At 67.3% G+C, this 15,761-nt stretch carries 16 protein-coding genes; 8 read left to right on the top strand and 8 right to left on the bottom strand.

Going from position 1 to position 15,761, the window contains the following annotated elements:
- Together A9Z05_RS17620 and A9Z05_RS17625 are read right to left on the bottom strand one after the other, a co-directional pair.
- A partial coding sequence (locus A9Z05_RS17620; protein ID WP_141723427.1) for an ATP-binding cassette domain-containing protein occupies nucleotides 1-431 on the bottom strand: 431 nt, incomplete at its 3' end.
- A gap of 22 nt (nucleotides 432-453) precedes the next feature.
- Nucleotides 454-2,211: an ABC transporter permease subunit gene (locus A9Z05_RS17625; RefSeq protein ID WP_069619253.1), complete on the bottom strand. Its 1,758-nt coding sequence runs from the start codon at nucleotides 2,209-2,211 to the stop codon at nucleotides 454-456.
- Nucleotides 2,212-2,714: 503 nt separating this feature from the next.
- On the opposite strand from A9Z05_RS17625, the gene A9Z05_RS17630 reads away from it, so the two are divergent.
- A complete protein-coding gene (locus A9Z05_RS17630; protein WP_011545926.1) occupies nucleotides 2,715-2,981 on the top strand; it encodes a hypothetical protein in 267 nt (88 codons plus the stop codon).
- Between the two features lie 42 nt (nucleotides 2,982-3,023).
- Here the strand turns inward: A9Z05_RS17630 and A9Z05_RS17635 are convergent, their stop codons facing one another.
- A complete protein-coding gene (locus A9Z05_RS17635) occupies nucleotides 3,024-4,343 on the bottom strand; it encodes an ATP-binding protein (RefSeq protein ID WP_069619254.1) in 1,320 nt (439 codons plus the stop codon).
- Entirely contained in the window at nucleotides 4,327-5,052 is a 726-nt protein-coding gene (locus A9Z05_RS17640; protein WP_006493394.1) for a response regulator, read from the bottom strand. The genes A9Z05_RS17635 and A9Z05_RS17640 overlap by 17 nt, the downstream gene beginning before the upstream one ends.
- Before the next feature lie 224 nt (nucleotides 5,053-5,276).
- Between A9Z05_RS17640 and A9Z05_RS17645 the strand changes: the two genes are divergently transcribed.
- The gene (locus A9Z05_RS17645; protein WP_069619255.1) at nucleotides 5,277-5,831 is read left to right on the top strand and encodes a periplasmic heavy metal sensor; all 555 of its coding nucleotides are present in this window, start codon (nucleotides 5,277-5,279) and stop codon (nucleotides 5,829-5,831) included.
- Between the two features lie 69 nt (nucleotides 5,832-5,900).
- Here the strand turns inward: A9Z05_RS17645 and A9Z05_RS17650 are convergent, their stop codons facing one another.
- On the bottom strand, nucleotides 5,901-6,605 hold the full coding sequence (locus tag A9Z05_RS17650) for a pirin family protein (RefSeq protein ID WP_069619256.1): 705 nt from the start codon (nucleotides 6,603-6,605) through the stop codon (nucleotides 5,901-5,903).
- Nucleotides 6,606-6,971: 366 nt separating this feature from the next.
- Between A9Z05_RS17650 and A9Z05_RS17655 the strand changes: the two genes are divergently transcribed.
- From A9Z05_RS17655 to A9Z05_RS17670, 4 genes are all read left to right on the top strand, one after another.
- Nucleotides 6,972-7,754: an ABC transporter substrate-binding protein gene (locus A9Z05_RS17655; protein WP_027785110.1), complete on the top strand. Its 783-nt coding sequence runs from the start codon at nucleotides 6,972-6,974 to the stop codon at nucleotides 7,752-7,754.
- A gap of 230 nt (nucleotides 7,755-7,984) precedes the next feature.
- The gene (locus A9Z05_RS17660; RefSeq protein WP_006489645.1) at nucleotides 7,985-8,674 is read left to right on the top strand and encodes an ABC transporter permease; all 690 of its coding nucleotides are present in this window, start codon (nucleotides 7,985-7,987) and stop codon (nucleotides 8,672-8,674) included.
- A complete protein-coding gene (locus A9Z05_RS17665; protein ID WP_059576621.1) occupies nucleotides 8,671-9,384 on the top strand; it encodes an ABC transporter permease in 714 nt (237 codons plus the stop codon). The genes A9Z05_RS17660 and A9Z05_RS17665 overlap by 4 nt, the downstream gene beginning before the upstream one ends.
- A gap of 18 nt (nucleotides 9,385-9,402) precedes the next feature.
- Nucleotides 9,403-10,182 (top strand): ABC transporter ATP-binding protein, encoded by a 780-nt coding sequence (locus A9Z05_RS17670; protein WP_069619257.1) that lies wholly within the window; start codon nucleotides 9,403-9,405, stop codon nucleotides 10,180-10,182.
- A 63-nt stretch (nucleotides 10,183-10,245) separates the two neighbouring features.
- Here A9Z05_RS17670 and A9Z05_RS17675 read toward each other — a convergent pair whose 3' ends face one another.
- Complete coding sequence (locus A9Z05_RS17675; protein ID WP_069619258.1) at nucleotides 10,246-10,743, bottom strand: GNAT family N-acetyltransferase; 498 nt, start codon at nucleotides 10,741-10,743, stop codon at nucleotides 10,246-10,248.
- A gap of 142 nt (nucleotides 10,744-10,885) precedes the next feature.
- Between A9Z05_RS17675 and A9Z05_RS17680 the strand changes: the two genes are divergently transcribed.
- Both A9Z05_RS17680 and A9Z05_RS17685 read left to right on the top strand, forming a co-directional pair.
- Nucleotides 10,886-11,812: a LysR family transcriptional regulator gene (locus A9Z05_RS17680; protein WP_084044311.1), complete on the top strand. Its 927-nt coding sequence runs from the start codon at nucleotides 10,886-10,888 to the stop codon at nucleotides 11,810-11,812.
- 542 nt (nucleotides 11,813-12,354) lie between these two features.
- On the top strand, nucleotides 12,355-13,434 hold the full coding sequence (locus tag A9Z05_RS17685; RefSeq protein ID WP_069619260.1) for a porin: 1,080 nt from the start codon (nucleotides 12,355-12,357) through the stop codon (nucleotides 13,432-13,434).
- Nucleotides 13,435-13,612: 178 nt separating this feature from the next.
- Here the strand turns inward: A9Z05_RS17685 and A9Z05_RS17690 are convergent, their stop codons facing one another.
- Nucleotides 13,613-13,951, bottom strand: coding sequence for a P-II family nitrogen regulator (locus tag A9Z05_RS17690; protein WP_006398637.1), 339 nt, complete (start codon nucleotides 13,949-13,951; stop codon nucleotides 13,613-13,615).
- Between the two features lie 83 nt (nucleotides 13,952-14,034).
- Entirely contained in the window at nucleotides 14,035-15,732 is a 1,698-nt protein-coding gene (locus A9Z05_RS17695) for an NAD+ synthase (protein ID WP_069619261.1), read from the bottom strand.
- Nucleotides 15,733-15,761 lie beyond the last annotated feature (29 nt).

The following is a 15,761-nucleotide window of genomic DNA, read 5'->3' on the forward strand; positions in this document are numbered from 1 at the left end:
AGACCGATCAGGTCGATCGCAGCGAGCGCACGCTCGCGCCGTTCGCGCGCGCCGACACCGAGTGCTTCGAGGCCGGCTTCCACGTTCTGCAGCACGGTGAGCCACGGGAACAGCGCGAAGGTCTGGAACACCATCGCGACGCCTTCGGCCGGGCCGCGCAGCGGCTTGCCGAGATAGGTCACCTCGCCGCCGGTCGGCTCGATCAGCCCGGCGATGATCCGCAGCAGCGTCGACTTGCCCGAGCCCGAGCGGCCGAGCAGGCCGACGATCTCGCCTTCGCGCAGCGACAGGTTCGCGTCGTCGAGCACGAGCAGTTCGCCCTGCGTCTTGTTGAAGCCGCGGCAGACGTGATCGACGCGCAGGATTTCTTCGCCGAGGCGCGGCGGCTGGGACGTCTGGACGGGGGCGTTTACAGCATTCGGATTGTGCATCGCGTTTCGCTCTCAATCGGTCTCAGTCGAGCCGCAGCTTCGCTTCGGCGAAGGCATACAGCGGGCGCCACAGCAGGCGGTTGAACAGGGTGACGAACAGGGACATCACGGCGATGCCCAGGATGATCTTCGGGAAATCGCCGGCGGCGGTGGTCCGCGCGATGTAGGCGCCGAGGCCGTGCGCCTCGATCCGGGTGCTGCCCCACTGTACGGCTTCCGACACGATGCTCGCGTTCCACGCGCCGCCCGATGCGGTGATCGCGCCGGTCACGTAGTACGGGAAGATGCCGGGCAGGATCGCCTGACGCCACCACTGCCAGCCACGGATGCGGAAGTTGGTCGCCGCTTCGCGATAGTCGTTCGGATAGGACGTCGCGCCCGCGATCACGTTGAACAGGATATACCACTGCGTACCGAGCACGATCAGCGGCGACAGCCAGATGTCCGCATTCAGGTGGAAGCGCGCGATCACGATCACGAACACCGGGAACAGCAGGTTCGCGGGGAACGCGGCGAGGAACTGCGCGAGCGGCTGCAGCTTCTCGGCCAGCTTCGGACGCAGCCCGACCCACACGCCGATCGGCACCCAGATCACCGACGCGATCGAGATCAGCACGACCACGCGCAGCAGCGTGATGAGCCCGAGCACGAGCACGTGGCCGACTTCGGCCATCGTCACGCCGGTCGCGACGAAGCTGACGACGCGCCACACGATATAGGCCGTGCCGAGCAGCACGAGCCCCGCCCACGCGATGTCGACCGTGCGCGACGCCTTCTTCTCGACTTTCGGCAGCGAGAAGCGCATCGCGCCCGACAGCGGCAGGCGCAGCGGGATCCGCGCGGCCTTCGCGAAGAACCAGCCGGCCGGCACGAGCAGCTGATGGATCAGCCGCGTGCGGCGCACGAGGTCGAGCAGCCACGATTGCGGCGCATCGCCCGACGCGGTGTTCTCCATCCGGAACTTGTCGGCCCACGCGATGAGCGGGCGGAACAGGAACTGGTCGTAGGCCAGGATCACGACCGTCATCGTCAGGATCACCCAGCCGATCGCGCCGAAGTTCTTGTCCGCGATCGCCTGCGCGAGATACGCGCCGATGCCCGGCAGCGTGATCGTCTGGTTGCCGACCGTGATCGCCTCCGACGCGACGACGAAGAACCAGCCGCCCGACATCGACATCATCATGTTCCAGATCAGGCCCGGCATCGAGAACGGCACTTCGAGCTTCCAGAAGCGCTGCCAGGACGTCAGGTGGAAGCCGCGCGACACTTCGTCCAGGTCGCGCGGCACCGTGCGCAGCGACTGGTAGAAGCTGAACGTCATGTTCCACGCCTGGCTCGTGAAGATCGCGAAGATCGCGGCCAGCTCGGCGCCGAGCACGCGGCTCGGGAACAGCGCGAGGAAGAACGTGACCGTAAACGAGATGAAGCCGAGCACCGGCACCGACTGCAGGATGTCGAGGATCGGGATCAGCACCATGCCCGCGCGGCGGCTTTTCGCGGCGAGCGTGCCGTAGACGAGCGTGAACGCGAGCGACGCGACCATCGCGGCGAGCATCCGCAGCGTGGTGCGCAACGCGTATTCGGGCAGGTTCGACGGATCGAGCGAGATCTTCTGCGTCTGCAGCACGCCGATCGGCGCCATCGTTTCGTGAAAGCCGACCACCGCCATCGCGATCAGGCAGATGATCAGCGGAAATGCGATGAAGTCCCACCGGTTCGGCAACACGCGCCACGCTGATGCGTTGGCGGTCCGGTTCGGATTGAAGAATCCGACGTTCATCAGGCGCCCTCCCCGGTAAGGCCGATCGAAGCCGGCAGTCGATGTTGATTCATGGCAAAGCGCACGGGCGCGGTAATTCGATTGACTGGCGATCTCGCGCACGCGGCGCGCCGTGCGTGCATGCGCTATCGCGGCCGGTCGAGCCGGGCCGCGACGGCACGACACTACACCAACCTGTATTTCAGGTACAACCGTCCGGGGACGGCGCAGGCAACGCATGGATCGTGCCCGGCGCGTGGACGGATGGCGGGCGCGCGGTACGGGACAGCCTGGCCGCAGTCCTGCGGCCGGCACGCAGGCCCGAATTATGCCGTGATCCGGCCCGGCCGTGAACCCGCCCGCCGCAAGCGGGCACAAACCGTGTCCGGGATCAGCAGCCGGATACGGCGAAGCAGGTATGATCGGGGCTAGCCCCCGGGGTCCGTTTCGGCCGTGTCGCCGCAATGCGCACGCGCGCGGTGTCAACCGGCCCCGGGGATCGACCGACGAGCGGGAGGAAGGGAATGGCAGGAAACTTGGTGATCGTCTGTCGCGATCAGGATGCCGACGCGTTCTATGAACTCATGCAGGAGTACGGGTCGTTCCAGACCCGGCTGTCGTCCACGGCGTGGTACCTGAACATGAACGTCGTGCCGGAATCGCTGCAGGAGGAAATCCTGGAGCGCCTCGGCCGGTATACGACCGTCTATATCTTCGAGGCCACCACGGTGACCTACAACACGATCGACAGCAACGCGGCCGAGACGCTCGGCACGCTGTTCGGCGAATGACACCGCGCGGCGCCAGCCCGGCCGGGCAGGCGCCGCAACCGCTCATGCGGCCTTTGCGTGGGGTTCGTCGTCCTTCGGCACGACGTCGAACGGGAACGTCATCGACACGCGCAGGCCGCCTTCGGGGCGATTGCCGATGTCGCACGCGCCGCCCAGCCTGAGCACGAGCCGCTCGACGATCGCGAGCCCGAGCCCGCTGTGGCCGTTGCCGCCGCGCGCGGGATCGAGCCGCACGAACGGCCGCGTGGCGGCCGCGAGGTCGCGCGGCGCAATGCCGCCGCCGCTGTCGCTGACCGACAGCACGTAGCCGGCCGGCGTGCGCGCCGTCTCGACGCGCACGGGCGGCGCACCGTACGCATGCGCGTTGTCCAGCAGGTTCGACAGGATCCGGTCGAGCGTCGCCGTCGGCAGCCGGAAGCCGGGATCGGCCTCCAGCCGCGTCTGGACCGCGGGCGCGTTCGGCGCGACCGCGCGATAGCTGCGCGCGATCCGCTCGCACGCGTGATCGACCGGCACCGGCTCGCTGCGGTCGACCCCGCCATGCGCAAACACCAGGAACTGGTCGACGATGTGCGACATCGAGTCGACATCGCGCACGACGCCGTCGCGCAGCCGCGCGTCGTCCATCATTTCCGCCCGCAGCCGCATCCGGGCGAGCGGCGTGCGCAGGTCGTGCGCGACGCCGGCCAGCATCACCGCGCGATCGCTGTCGGCCTGCGACACCTGCTCGACCATCTGGTTGAAGCCGTGCGTGAGCTGGCGCAGCTCGCGCGGCCCGCGTTCGCGCAGCGGCGGCACCGGCTGCCCGCGGCCGAAACGCGCGACCGCGCGGGCGAGCGAGCGCAGCGGCTGCTGCAACTGCCAGGCCGCGAACAGCGCGGCGATCACGCCGGCCGAGAAGATCGTGCCGAGCCACAGCAGCATCCGGTCGAGCGAGCGCGGCGGCCGCAGCGGCTGCACGGGCACCACGATCCAGTTGCGGTCGGCCGGCTCCTTCACCCACAGCACGGGCGGATGGCCGGGCGTGCCGATCTCGACCTGCGTGCCGGGCGGCATGCGCTCGCTCACATCGTCGCGGAACCGCTTCAGCGGCGGCGGCAACCCCGCGTCGCCGCCCTTCGGCACGTCGGCGCTGTCCGGCGACACGAGCCGCACGCGCGACGGCAGCGGCTGGTCGGGCGTGCGCGCGACGTGCTGGCGCACCGCGTCGACGAGGAACGCGGCCTCCTCGACCGCATAGCGCGTCTGCATCTGGTTGCGCTCGAGCCGCATCGCGAAGAACCACGCGAAGTGCGACAGGAGCAGGACGCCGACGACGAGCAGCGCCAGCCGCCCGAACAGCGAATCAATGGGTTTGCGCATGGGCCTCGCCGTCGGGCACGAACACGTAGCCGCGCCCGCGGACCGTCTGGATGAAGCGCGGCGTCGACGGATCCGTTTCGAGGATGCGGCGCAGGCGCCACACCTGGACGTCGATGCCGCGGTCGGTGCCGTCGTACTCGGGCCCGTGCAGCAGCTCGAGCAGCCGCTCGCGCGTGAGCGTGCGCAGCGCATGGTTCACGAAGATCTTCAGCAGCGCGAATTCGCTGCTCGACAGCGTGGCCGGCTTGCCGTCGACCGACAGCGTGCGCGCCTGGAAGTCGAGCAGGAAGCGGCCGAACGCGAACGGCTCGCGCTGCTCGGGCGCGGCCGCCGACGGCGTCGCGCGGCGGCGGCGCAGCACGGCCTGCACGCGCGCGAGCAGCTCGCGCGGGTTGAACGGCTTGCCGAGGTAGTCGTCCGCGCCGAGCTCGAGCCCGACGATGCGGTCGACGTCGTCCGCCCGCGCGGTCAGCATGATCACGGGGATGTCGTCGCCGGCCGCGCGCAGCTGGCGCAGCGCGGTCAGGCCGTCCACGCCCGGCATCATCAGGTCCAGCACGATCAGGTCGGGCCGCTCGCGCTCGAGGCGCTTCTCGAGCGTCGCCGCGTCGTGCAGCACGGACACTTCCATCCCCTGGCGCACGAGATAGTCGCGCAGCAGGTCTCGGAGTTCTTGGTCGTCGTCGACGATGAGGATCTGGGTAGTCATGGCTCGAAGTTTACCGCGCGAGGGCGGAGTCGAAGAACGAAACAAAGGGGCGAAAGGGTTACTGCGGGTTACCGCGCAAGGGAACTGTAATGCACGGTAACCGGGCCGCCGCCCCGCGTAACACCCGCCGGAGCCTGCATCGCTAACCTGCGTCTTACCGGATGCGGTACCCGACTTTTCCCGGCACCGCATCGCCGGACCCTCTGGATACAGGAGTTTCTGAAATGTATAAGAAGACTTCCCGCGTGGCCATCGCGGCCGCCACCGTACTCGCTCTCGCATTCGGCGCCGCGCATGCCGCGCAGCCCGACGACATGCCGCCTCCGGGCGGCCCCGGCATGCACCGGATGCACGACGGGCACGAAGGCGGACCGTTCGGCGCGATCATGAAACTGCACGACCAGTTGAAGCTCAACGCGTCGCAGGAACAGCAATGGCAGGCGGCCGTCAACACGATGAAGCAGAATCGTGACGCGATGCGCAAGAGCCACGAGCAGATGCGCGAGCAATTCAAGGCGCAGCAGAACCAGCCGATCCTCGACCTGAGCGCGATGCATTCGGCACGCCAGCAGGCGGAGGCGCAGAATGCCCAGCTGCGCGAGCAGACGTCCGCCGCGTGGCTCACGTTCTACAACGGGCTGAACGACCAGCAGAAGACGATGGTCAGCACGGCGCTCAAACAGCAGTTCGCGAAGATGGAGCAGCGCCACGAGAAGATGAAGGCGCGCTGGGAACAGCATCGCGCGGCCGCCAAGGGCGCGTCGGCGCCGGCGCAGTAAGCCGGCGGGCCGCTCCCGCAGCGGCGCCGAAGGGGGACGCAGGCACCGGCCTGCGTCCCCCTTTTCGTTTCAGGCGACGTCGAACAACAGCACCTCGGCCGTGCGGCCGCGCGCGAACGCCACCGCGTCCACGCCGCCGATCCGCGCGCCGTCGCCGGCCGCCAGCGCGCGGCCGTTGACCTCGACCTCGCCGCGCGCCACGTGCACATAGACGCTGCGCCCGGCCGGCACGTCGAACGCCGTCGTCTCGTCGCCGTCGATCAGCCCCGCGAAGATGCGGGCATCCGCCCGCATCGACAGCGCGCCGTCACCGCCGTCGGGCGCCGCGACGAGCCTGAGCCGGCCGCGCTTCTCGTCGTCGGGGAAACGCCGCTCCTCGTAGCCGGGCCGCCCGCCCCGCTCGGCCGGCTGCAGCCAGATCTGCAGCAGATGCAGCGGGCGGTCGCGCGACGCGTTGGTTTCGCTGTGCATGAGCCCCGTGCCGGCGCTCATCCGCTGGATGCCGCCGGTCCGGACGATCGCGCCGCAGCCGAGGCTGTCGCGGTGCGCGAGCACGCCATCCATCACGTAAGTGACGATCTCCACGTCGCGGCGCGGCTGCATCCCGAAACCGCGCGTCGGCGCGATCCGATCCTCGCTCAGCACACACAGCGCGCCGACGGGCGGACGCACCGGCGCATGCGCAGCGGGGCAGGCAGACGAAAAACTGTGACTCGATTCGAGCCAGCCGTGGCGCGTGTGCCGGCGGTCTTCGGCGCGCAGGATCTGGAACATTGGGGTGGACGCTCGGGGGCGCAGATGTTCTGTTCGGGTTTACCTCCACTGTAGGAGGAGGCCGACAGCGCCACAATCCGCCGCCCGCGCACCGCATCGTTGCAGTCACGAAACCAATAGCCGAAATATTCGTTGCGAATGCCACGATTACCGCAACAGCAGAATCGAGGAATCGGTCGACCGTGCCGGATTGCCGTTTTCCGGGTATCGCGTTCGGGTAAAATACCGCCCTTTTGGCGTTCGCCGTTCCGGCGGCCGCCAACGCCAGAGCGCCGATCGGCGATTTTTGGCCGTCTAGAATACGCCGCGGCGCCCGGTTCGACCGGCCGCGAGCGCCCCCGGAAAGTCAGCAACAGAAGGATGGAAATGAAGAAGGCCGCCCTGTGCGCCGCCCTCGCCCTCGTGGCGGGCAGCGCCTTCGCGAAGGAGTGGAAGACCGTGCGGATCGGCGTCGATGCCAGCTACCCGCCGTTCGAGTCGACCGCGCCGAGCGGCGAGATCGTCGGTTTCGACGTGGATCTCACCAAGGAAATCTGCAAGCGGATCAACGTGAAATGCGTGTGGGTGGCGCAGGACCTCGACGGGATCATCCCGGCGCTGAAGGCGAAGAAGTACGACGTCATCGTGTCGTCGCTGACCGTCACGGACAAGCGTCGCGAACAGATCGACTTCTCCGACAAGGTGTATGACGCACCCGCGCGGATGATCGCGAAGACCGGCTCGCCGCTGCTGCCGACGGTCGCGTCGCTGAAAGGCAAGCGCGTCGGCGTCGAGCAGGGCTCGACGCAGGAAACCTACGCGAAGGCGTACTGGGAACCGCAGGGCGTGACGATCGTTCCTTACCAGAACCAGGACCAGGTCTATACCGATCTCGGCTCGGGCCGCCTCGACGCGACGCTGCAGGACGAGCTGCAGGCCGACTACGGCTTCCTGCGCACGCCGCGCGGCAAGGGTTTCGCGTTCGCCGGGCCGGAAGTGAAGGATCCGAAGACGATCGGCGACGGCACCGCGATCGGCCTGCGCAAGGAAGATACCGACCTGAAGCTCAAGATCAACCGGGCGCTGGCCGACATGCACAAGGACGGCACGTACGACCGGCTGTCGCACAAGTACTTCTCGTTCAGCGTCTATTCGGCGCCGGCCCGCTGAACGCCGATCAAGCAGAAGCAGCGGATGCGGGGGCGGCCCCGCGTCCGGGCAGTACAGGCAGTCAACCACGCGCCGCCCGCCCCCTTGCCCGCCGCTCACGCGACGGGCGGGCCCGGCACCGTTGCCGGGGCGGACGGTCATGATACGCACGGGGCGTTCCGCGCAGCTTGGCGGACGCGTGTTTCGCGGCGCACCGCGTGCGCCCTCAGGGACCACACCAGGGACCCCATATGTTTCTACAAGGCTACGGCCCGCTGATCCTCGCCGGCACCTGGCAAACCGTCAAACTGGCGGTGCTTTCGCTTGCGCTGTCGTTCCTGCTGGGGCTGCTCGGCGCCGGCGCGAAGCTGTCGCGCAACCGCGTGACGAACGGCGTCGGCACCGTCTACACGACGCTGATCCGCGGCGTGCCCGATCTCGTGCTGATGCTGCTGCTGTTCTACAGCCTGCAGATCTGGCTGAACATGGCGACCGACGCGCTCGGCTGGGACCAGATCGACATCGACCCGTTCCTCGCCGGCGTGCTCGTGCTCGGCTTCATCTACGGCGCGTACTTCACCGAGACGTTTCGCGGCGCGTTCCTGTCGGTGCCGCGCGGCCAGCTCGAAGCCGGCAGCGCATACGGAATGACGAACTGGCAGGTGTTCACGCGGATCATGTTCCCGCAGATGATGCGCTTCGCGCTGCCGGGCATCGGCAACAACTGGCAGGTGCTCGTGAAGTCGACCGCGCTCGTGTCGATCATCGGCCTGGCCGACGTCGTGAAGGCGTCGCAGGACGCCGGCAAGGGCACGCTGCGGTTCTTCTTCTTCACGCTGATCGCGGGAGCGGTCTACCTCGCCATCACGACGATCTCGAACTTCGTGCTGATGTGGCTCGAAAAGCGCTACTCGACCGGTGTCCGCAAGGCTGACCTATGATCGAACTCATCCAAGAATACTGGCGCAACTATCTCTACACCGACGGCTATCGCATCACCGGTGTCGCGATCACGCTGTGGCTGCTGGTCGTGTCGATCGGCCTCGGTTTCTGCCTGTCCGTGCCGCTCGCCGTCGCGCGCGTGTCGAAGAAGAAGTGGCTGTCGGGCGCCGTGTGGCTGTACACGTACGTGTTCCGCGGCACGCCGCTCTACGTGCAGCTGCTGCTCTGCTATACGGGCCTGTACAGCCTGCAGGCCGTGCGCGGCACGCCGATGCTCGATGCGTTCTTCCGCGACGGGATGCATTGCACGCTGCTCGCGTTCACGCTGAACACCTGCGCGTACACCACCGAAATCTTCGCGGGCGCGATCAAGGCGACGTCGTACGGCGAAATCGAAGCCGCGCGCGCGTACGGGATGTCCCCGTTCACGATGTATCGCCGCGTGATCCTGCCGTCGGCACTGCGACGCGCGCTGCCGCTGTACAGCAACGAAGTGATCCTGATGCTGCACGCGACGACGGTGGCCTTCACCGCGACCGTGCCGGACATCCTGAAGATCGCGCGCGACGTGAACTCGGCGACCTACATGTCGTTCCACGCGTTCGGCATCGCCGCCCTGCTCTACCTCGTGATCTCGTTCACGCTCGTGTGGCTGTTCCGCCAGGCCGAGCGCCGCTGGCTCGCGTATCTGCGCCCGCAAGGCAAGTAAGTTTTCGCAGGACTATTGATGAACTCCCAGACCCAGAAGCTTTTCGTCGACGATCTCCACAAGCGGTACGGCGACAACGAGGTGCTCAAAGGCGTGTCGCTGAAGGCCAACTCGGGCGACGTGATCAGCGTGATCGGCTCGTCCGGCTCCGGCAAGAGCACGATGCTGCGCTGTATCAACTTCCTCGAGCAGCCGAACGCGGGCCGCATCTTCGTCGACGGCGAGGAAGTGCGCACCGCGCTCGACAAGACGGGCGCACTGCGCGCGGCCGATACGAAGCAGCTTCAGCGCGTGCGCACCAAGCTGTCGATGGTGTTCCAGCACTTCAACCTCTGGTCGCACATGAACGTGATCGAGAACGTGATGGAAGCGCCGGTGAACGTGCTCGGCATCCCGAAGAAGGAAGCCGAGGAGCGTGCGCGCGAGTATCTCGAGAAGGTCGGCCTCGCGCCGCGCGTCGAGAAACAGTATCCGTCGCATCTGTCCGGCGGCCAGCAGCAGCGCGTGGCGATCGCGCGGGCGCTCGCGATGCATCCCGACGTGATGCTGTTCGACGAGCCGACCTCCGCGCTCGACCCTGAACTGGTGGGCGAAGTGCTGAAGGTGATGCAGAAGCTGGCCGAGGAAGGCCGCACGATGATCGTCGTCACGCACGAGATGGGCTTCGCACGCAACGTGTCGAATCATGTGATGTTCCTGCACCAGGGCCGCGTCGAGGAACAAGGCGTGCCGGCCGAAGTGTTCGCGAACCCGAAGAGCGACCGCCTGCGCGGCTTCCTGTCGGGCAGCCTCAAGTAACGCCCGTCACGCGCCACGCCCGAACGGGCGCCCGCGGTTTGCCGCGCGGCGCCCGTTTTGCGTTTACGCGGCGCTCACCGGCGTGCCGTCGGCGAACGCGCGCAATTCGTCGCCCGCCAGCCGGTAACGCACCCATTCGCTCTGCGGCGCCGCGCCGACGCTCTCGTAGAAACGGATCGCCGGCTCGTTCCAGTCGAGCACGCTCCATTCGAAACGCCCGCAGCCCGAGTCGACCGCGATCCGCGCGAGCGCCTTCAGCAACCGCAGCCCCGCGCCGGCGCCGCGAAAGCGCGGCGACACGTACAGATCCTCCAGATACAGCCCCTGCCGCGCGAGCCATGTCGAATACGAGAAGAAATACACGGCGAAGCCGGCCGGCTCGCCGTCGATCTCGCACATCAGCGCGCGCGCCGGCGAGCCTTCGCCGAACAGGCTGCGTTCGAGCGATTCGGGCGTCGCGACGACTTCGTGCGCCGCCTTCTCGTAGACGGCCAGCTCGGTGATGAAGCGCAGGATCAGCGGCACGTCGGCGACGGTGGCGGAACGGATATCGATTTGCACGGGTTGAGCCCTCCTCCGGCCCCGGATGTGAAACGGGAAAGCGGCGCCGCGCAGCCCGCGGCCGCGCTGGCGCCGTTCAAACCGTCATGCTACGTTCGCGCGATGCCTGCAGGAAGTGCAGTTTCTTCATCCGGACCTGAACATGATGCATCCCGATCTGCGCCGCCTCGACCTGAACCTGTTGCTCGTGTTCGACGCGCTGTACCGCCACCGGTCGGTCGCGGCGGCCGCGCACGAACTCGCGTTGAGCCCGTCGGCGTTGAGCCATGCGCTCGCCCGGCTGCGCGACGCGATCGGCGATGCGCTGTTCGTGCGGCTCGGCAACGAGATGCAGCCGACCGTGCGCGCCGACGACATCGCCACGTGGGCCGGCGACGCGCTCGACGCGATGTCGAAGGGCCTCGCCCGCGCGCGCCGCTTCGATCCGGCGCAAAGCGACCGTACGTTCGTGTTCGCCGCGACCGACTACACGGCGTTCGCGGTGCTGCCGCCGTTCCTCGCCCGCATCCAGCACGTGGCGCCGCACCTGCGGATCCGCGTCGTCCATTCGGACCGCAAGATTTCCGTCGACGAGCTCGCAGCTGGCCGCATCGACTTCGCGCTCGGCTACCACGAGGAATCGGCGGCCGACGCGCCGGGCATCGAGGATTTCGACTGGTTCTCCGACGACTACGTCGTGATCGCGAGCGCCACGCATCCGGGCATCCGCCGGCGGCTGACGCTCGACCAGTACCTGGCGGCCCGCCACGTGGTCGTCACGCCGTGGAACGAGTCGCGCGGCGTCGTCGACTACGTGCTCGACCGGCTCGGCCTCGCGCGGCACGTCGCCGTGCAGTTGCCGTCCGTGCTGGCCGCGCCGTTCGTGATCGCGGAATCGGCACTCCTGATGACCGTGCCGAACCGTGCCGCGCAGGCGCTGCGGCACGCGGCGCCGATCCGCATCTTCCGGGCGCCGTTCGAGATCCCGCGCTACACGGTGAAGGTCTACTCGCACGCGAAGCATGCGCGCACCGATGCGCATCGCTGGATTCGCGCGCAGTTGCTCGACGCACGACCGGGCCCGGACTAAGCGCGGCGCGTTGCAGGACGAACGTTTCAGGCGTCGATCGGCGAGGGCGGCAATCGCCCGGATCATTACGAAATACTTACCCATTTCGCGACTTTCGCGCCTACGCCGGCACCTTTGCAACGTCAATAGTGGCAATCCTTGACCCCTCCCCGCGCAATCCATGTCTCCCTTGTGGGACAAGGGTTTTCCGGTAATCGAGAACCCTTGGGGCTCCGGTTGCGCACCGTGTTGCATGGCAATTTGGCGACAGCGGTTAGTCAAACAACGATTTCCGTCGCCACAAATTTGTATTTTTGCTAAATTAGTAACCAAAGTAGCAAAACGAAGTTCGTGAAATGTAGTTTAGCTTCACGACACAACAAGGAGACCCCGCAGGCCGACCCGGCTGCGCGGGACCGCTCAACGGTTTTCCGTCTGCTTGCCCGCGTGCCGCGCTTACCGGCCCTGCACGAGGTCTCCCTGGTTATCCCGCTTTTGCCCGGCGCTCGCGCTCCGGGCATCTCGTGCAGTCTGGGTTGACTTTTTGACAGGGTATGGAGGAGATGATGAAGAAAGCTTTGGTCGCGGCCGCGCTGATGGCTGCTGGGGTGGTGACGGCGCACGCGCAGAGCAGCGTCACGCTGTATGGCCGCCTGGATGCAGGTATCGAGTACATGAACGGCCTGCAAAACGGCCACCAAGTGCGCGCGGAAAGCGGCGACTGGGGCACGAGCCTGTGGGGCTTGAAGGGTAGCGAGGACATCGGTGGCGGCAACAAGGTCCTGTTCCACATCGAAGGCGCGTTCAACACGATGACGGGCGGCTTCAGCGGCTCGATCTGGGATCGTTTCGCGACCGTCGGTATCTCGAACGACCGCTACGGTACGCTGCTGCTGGGTCGCGAGCTCGCGATCGCCAACGGCGTGTGGGACTTCGACCCGTTCGGCCAGTCGGCCTGGTCGACGGCCTCGCTGGTGCGCGGCCGCAACTGGAACAAGACCAGCAACAACGTGTCGTACCAGTCGCCGTCGCTGTACGGCCTCGACTTCTACGGCCAGTTCTCGTTCTCGAACTCGACCAGCTTCAACGGCAACACGACGGCCGGCCAACCGGGTCGCGCGATGGGCGGTCAGGTCACCTATACGAACTCGCTGTTCCAGTTGCGCGGCATCTACGACGAAACGCGCGACAGCAACGGCCGCTTCTCGGACGTGTTCAACTACTCGCGCGAATACTTCGCGGGCGTGAACGTGTTCCTCGGCCAGTTCAAGGTTCAGGCGGCCTACCAGGCATCGCGCGCCGACGGCAGCGGCGGCCCGGCAGTGAACGCCGGCGTGACGGGTACGCAACAGGTGTGGGGCGGCGTGACGTGGCAGGCGACGCCGGCAGCGGCGCTGATCGCGGCCGTGTATCACGTGAACGCGAACCACGGCGGCGGCAACGCGAACATCTACACGGTCGGCGGCTCGTACAACATCTCGAAGCGCACGCTGTTCGACGTGCAGGTCGCGACGGTGCGCAACAGCTCGACGGCCAACTTCGGCCTGAACGCGAACGGTGCAGGCACCGCCGTGTCGACGGGCAACCCGCATGCGGGCGGCAGCCAGACCGGCGTCTACGCCGGCATCCAGCACCTGTTCTGATCAGGCGCCGTCAAAGAACGATTCGACAACACTTTCCACGCTGCTGCGAGAGGCGCGTATCGGTGCGGTACCCAACCGGGTATCCGCACCGTTTTTTCTTGGGGGGCCGGGTTCGTGCGACCCGTGGCCCGAGCGGCCGAAGCGGCCGGGAAGTGATCGAACGGCGCGAACGCGGCGCTCAGACGGCCGCTTCGTTCTCTTCGCCGGTGCGGATGCGGATCACGCGCTCGACGTCCGACACGAAGATCTTGCCGTCGCCGATCTTGCCGGTGCGCGCCGCACCGATCACCGCGTCGATCACCTGATCGACCTGCGCTTCCGCGACGACCACCTCGATCTTCATCTTCGGCAGGAAGTCGACCACGTATTCGGCGCCGCGATACAGCTCGGTATGCCCCTTCTGGCGGCCGAAGCCCTTCACTTCCGTCACGGTCAGGCCCGTGAGACCCACTTCGGCGAGCGCTTCGCGGACTTCGTCCAGCTTGAACGGCTTGATGATGGCGGTGATGCGTTTCATGATGGTTGTCCCTCAATGCTCGTTTGGATGAAAAATCGCGTTCCCGATTGTAAGCCGGCGGGCCGCCTCCGGCCCAGCACCGGTCAATCGAGCCGTTCGGTGAAGCGCGACGTGATCGGGTAGCGCCAGTCGCGCCCGAACGCGCGATGCGTGACGCGGATGCCGATCGGCGCCTGGCGGCGCTTGTACTCGTTGATCTTGATGAGCCGCGTCACGCGCTCGACGTCGGCCTGCGCGTAGCCGGCCGCGACGATCTCGGCGAGCGGCCGGTCTTCTTCCATGTACATCCGCATGATCGCGTCGAGCACGTCGTACGGCGGCAGGCTGTCCTGGTCGGTCTGGTTCTCGCGCAGCTCGGCCGACGGCGCACGCGTCAGAATCCGCTCGGGAATCACGTCGCGCAGCGCGTAATCGGTCGTTTCGTTGCGGTAGCGGCACAGTTGGTACACGAGCGTCTTCGCGATGTCCTTGATCACCGCAAAACCGCCGGCCATGTCGCCGTACAGCGTGCAGTAGCCGACCGCCATCTCGCTCTTGTTGCCGGTCGTCAGCACGATCGAGCCGAACTTGTTCGACAGCGCCATCAGCAGCGTGCCGCGGATGCGCGCCTGGATGTTCTCCTCCGTCGCGTCTTCCGCGCGACCCGCGAATTCGCCCGCGAGCGCGGTACGGAATGCATCGAACATCGGCGCGATCGCGATCTCGTCGTAGCGCACGCCGACGCGCCGCGCCATCTCCGCCGCATCGGTGGTCGAGATGTCGGCCGTGAAGCGCGACGGCATCATCACCGCACGCACGCGCTCGGGCCCGAGCGCATCGCACGCCACGGCCAGCACCAGCGCCGAGTCAACGCCGCCCGACAGCCCGATCAGCACGCCGGGAAAGCCGTTCTTGCCGATGTAGTCGCGCACGCCGGTCACGAGCGCGCGGTACACCTGCGCGTGCGTCGACAGCTCGGGCGCGACCGCGCCGGGCAGCGGCCGCGCGCCGTCGAATTCGACGATCGCGTGCCCTTCGTCGAACTGCGGCATCTTCGCGACGAGCGCGCCGTCGCCGTCAAGCACGAACGATCCGCCGTCGAACACGAGTTCGTCCTGGCCGCCGACGAGGTTCACGTACACCATCGGCAGCCCGGTCTCGCGAATCCGCGCGCGCAGGATGTCGATGCGCACCGCTTCCTTGTTCATGTGATACGGCGAGCCGTTCGGGATCAGCAGCACCTGCGCGCCGGCCGCCTTCGCGATCTGCGCGGCCGACGCATGCCACGCATCCTCGCAGATGATCACGCCGTATTTCACGCCGTTCAGCTCGAACACGAGCGGCTCGGTGTCGGTCGCGAAATAGCGCTTCTCGTCGAATACCTCGGCGTTCGGCAGATCCTGCTTGCGGTAGGTGCCGACGATCTCTCCGTCGACGATCAGCGACACCGCGTTGAAGGTATCGGTGGGCGGCACGCCGCGCTCGATCGGGCGGTTTGCATTACCATCGACGGCTGACGCGCCGCCCGCACCGCGCAGCGGATGGCCGACCAGCACCGCGAGCCCGTCGAACGCCTTCAGCGCGTCGGCGAGCGCATCGAGCGCGGCGGCCGCCGCCGCGTAGAACGCGGGTCGCAGCAGCAGGTCTTCGGGTGGATAGCCGGACAATGCGAGTTCGGGGGCGACCATCAGTTGCGCACCATCGTTGTGCGCGGCGCGCGCGGCCGCGACGATGCGCGCGACGTTGCCGGCGAAATCGCCGACGGTGACGTTGATCTGGGCGAGAGCGAGTCGGGTCTTCATGGCGGGGTCGGCGCAACCCGGCGGCGCGC

Source organism: Burkholderia sp. A2, from assembly GCF_001729305.1.
In the GTDB taxonomy this organism is placed as follows: domain Bacteria; phylum Pseudomonadota; class Gammaproteobacteria; order Burkholderiales; family Burkholderiaceae; genus Burkholderia; species Burkholderia sola.

Coding starts and splice junctions, on each gene's coding strand:
- A9Z05_RS17645 (WP_069619255.1), top strand. CDS start 5,277: ATGTATAAGAAGACTTCCCGCGTGGCCATCGCGGCCGCCACCGTACTC.
- A9Z05_RS17660 (WP_006489645.1), top strand. CDS start 7,985: ATGTTTCTACAAGGCTACGGCCCGCTGATCCTCGCCGGCACCTGGCAA.
- A9Z05_RS17680 (WP_084044311.1), top strand. CDS start 10,886: ATGATGCATCCCGATCTGCGCCGCCTCGACCTGAACCTGTTGCTCGTG.
- A9Z05_RS17690 (WP_006398637.1), bottom strand. CDS start 13,951: ATGAAACGCATCACCGCCATCATCAAGCCGTTCAAGCTGGACGAAGTC.
- A9Z05_RS17640 (WP_006493394.1), bottom strand. CDS start 5,052: ATGACTACCCAGATCCTCATCGTCGACGACGACCAAGAACTCCGAGAC.
- A9Z05_RS17695 (WP_069619261.1), bottom strand. CDS start 15,732: ATGAAGACCCGACTCGCTCTCGCCCAGATCAACGTCACCGTCGGCGAT.
- A9Z05_RS17650 (WP_069619256.1), bottom strand. CDS start 6,605: ATGTTCCAGATCCTGCGCGCCGAAGACCGCCGGCACACGCGCCACGGC.
- A9Z05_RS17635 (WP_069619254.1), bottom strand. CDS start 4,343: ATGCGCAAACCCATTGATTCGCTGTTCGGGCGGCTGGCGCTGCTCGTC.
- A9Z05_RS17625 (WP_069619253.1), bottom strand. CDS start 2,211: ATGAACGTCGGATTCTTCAATCCGAACCGGACCGCCAACGCATCAGCG.
- A9Z05_RS17655 (WP_027785110.1), top strand. CDS start 6,972: ATGAAGAAGGCCGCCCTGTGCGCCGCCCTCGCCCTCGTGGCGGGCAGC.
- A9Z05_RS17630 (WP_011545926.1), top strand. CDS start 2,715: ATGGCAGGAAACTTGGTGATCGTCTGTCGCGATCAGGATGCCGACGCG.
- A9Z05_RS17665 (WP_059576621.1), top strand. CDS start 8,671: ATGATCGAACTCATCCAAGAATACTGGCGCAACTATCTCTACACCGAC.
- A9Z05_RS17670 (WP_069619257.1), top strand. CDS start 9,403: ATGAACTCCCAGACCCAGAAGCTTTTCGTCGACGATCTCCACAAGCGG.
- A9Z05_RS17685 (WP_069619260.1), top strand. CDS start 12,355: ATGATGAAGAAAGCTTTGGTCGCGGCCGCGCTGATGGCTGCTGGGGTG.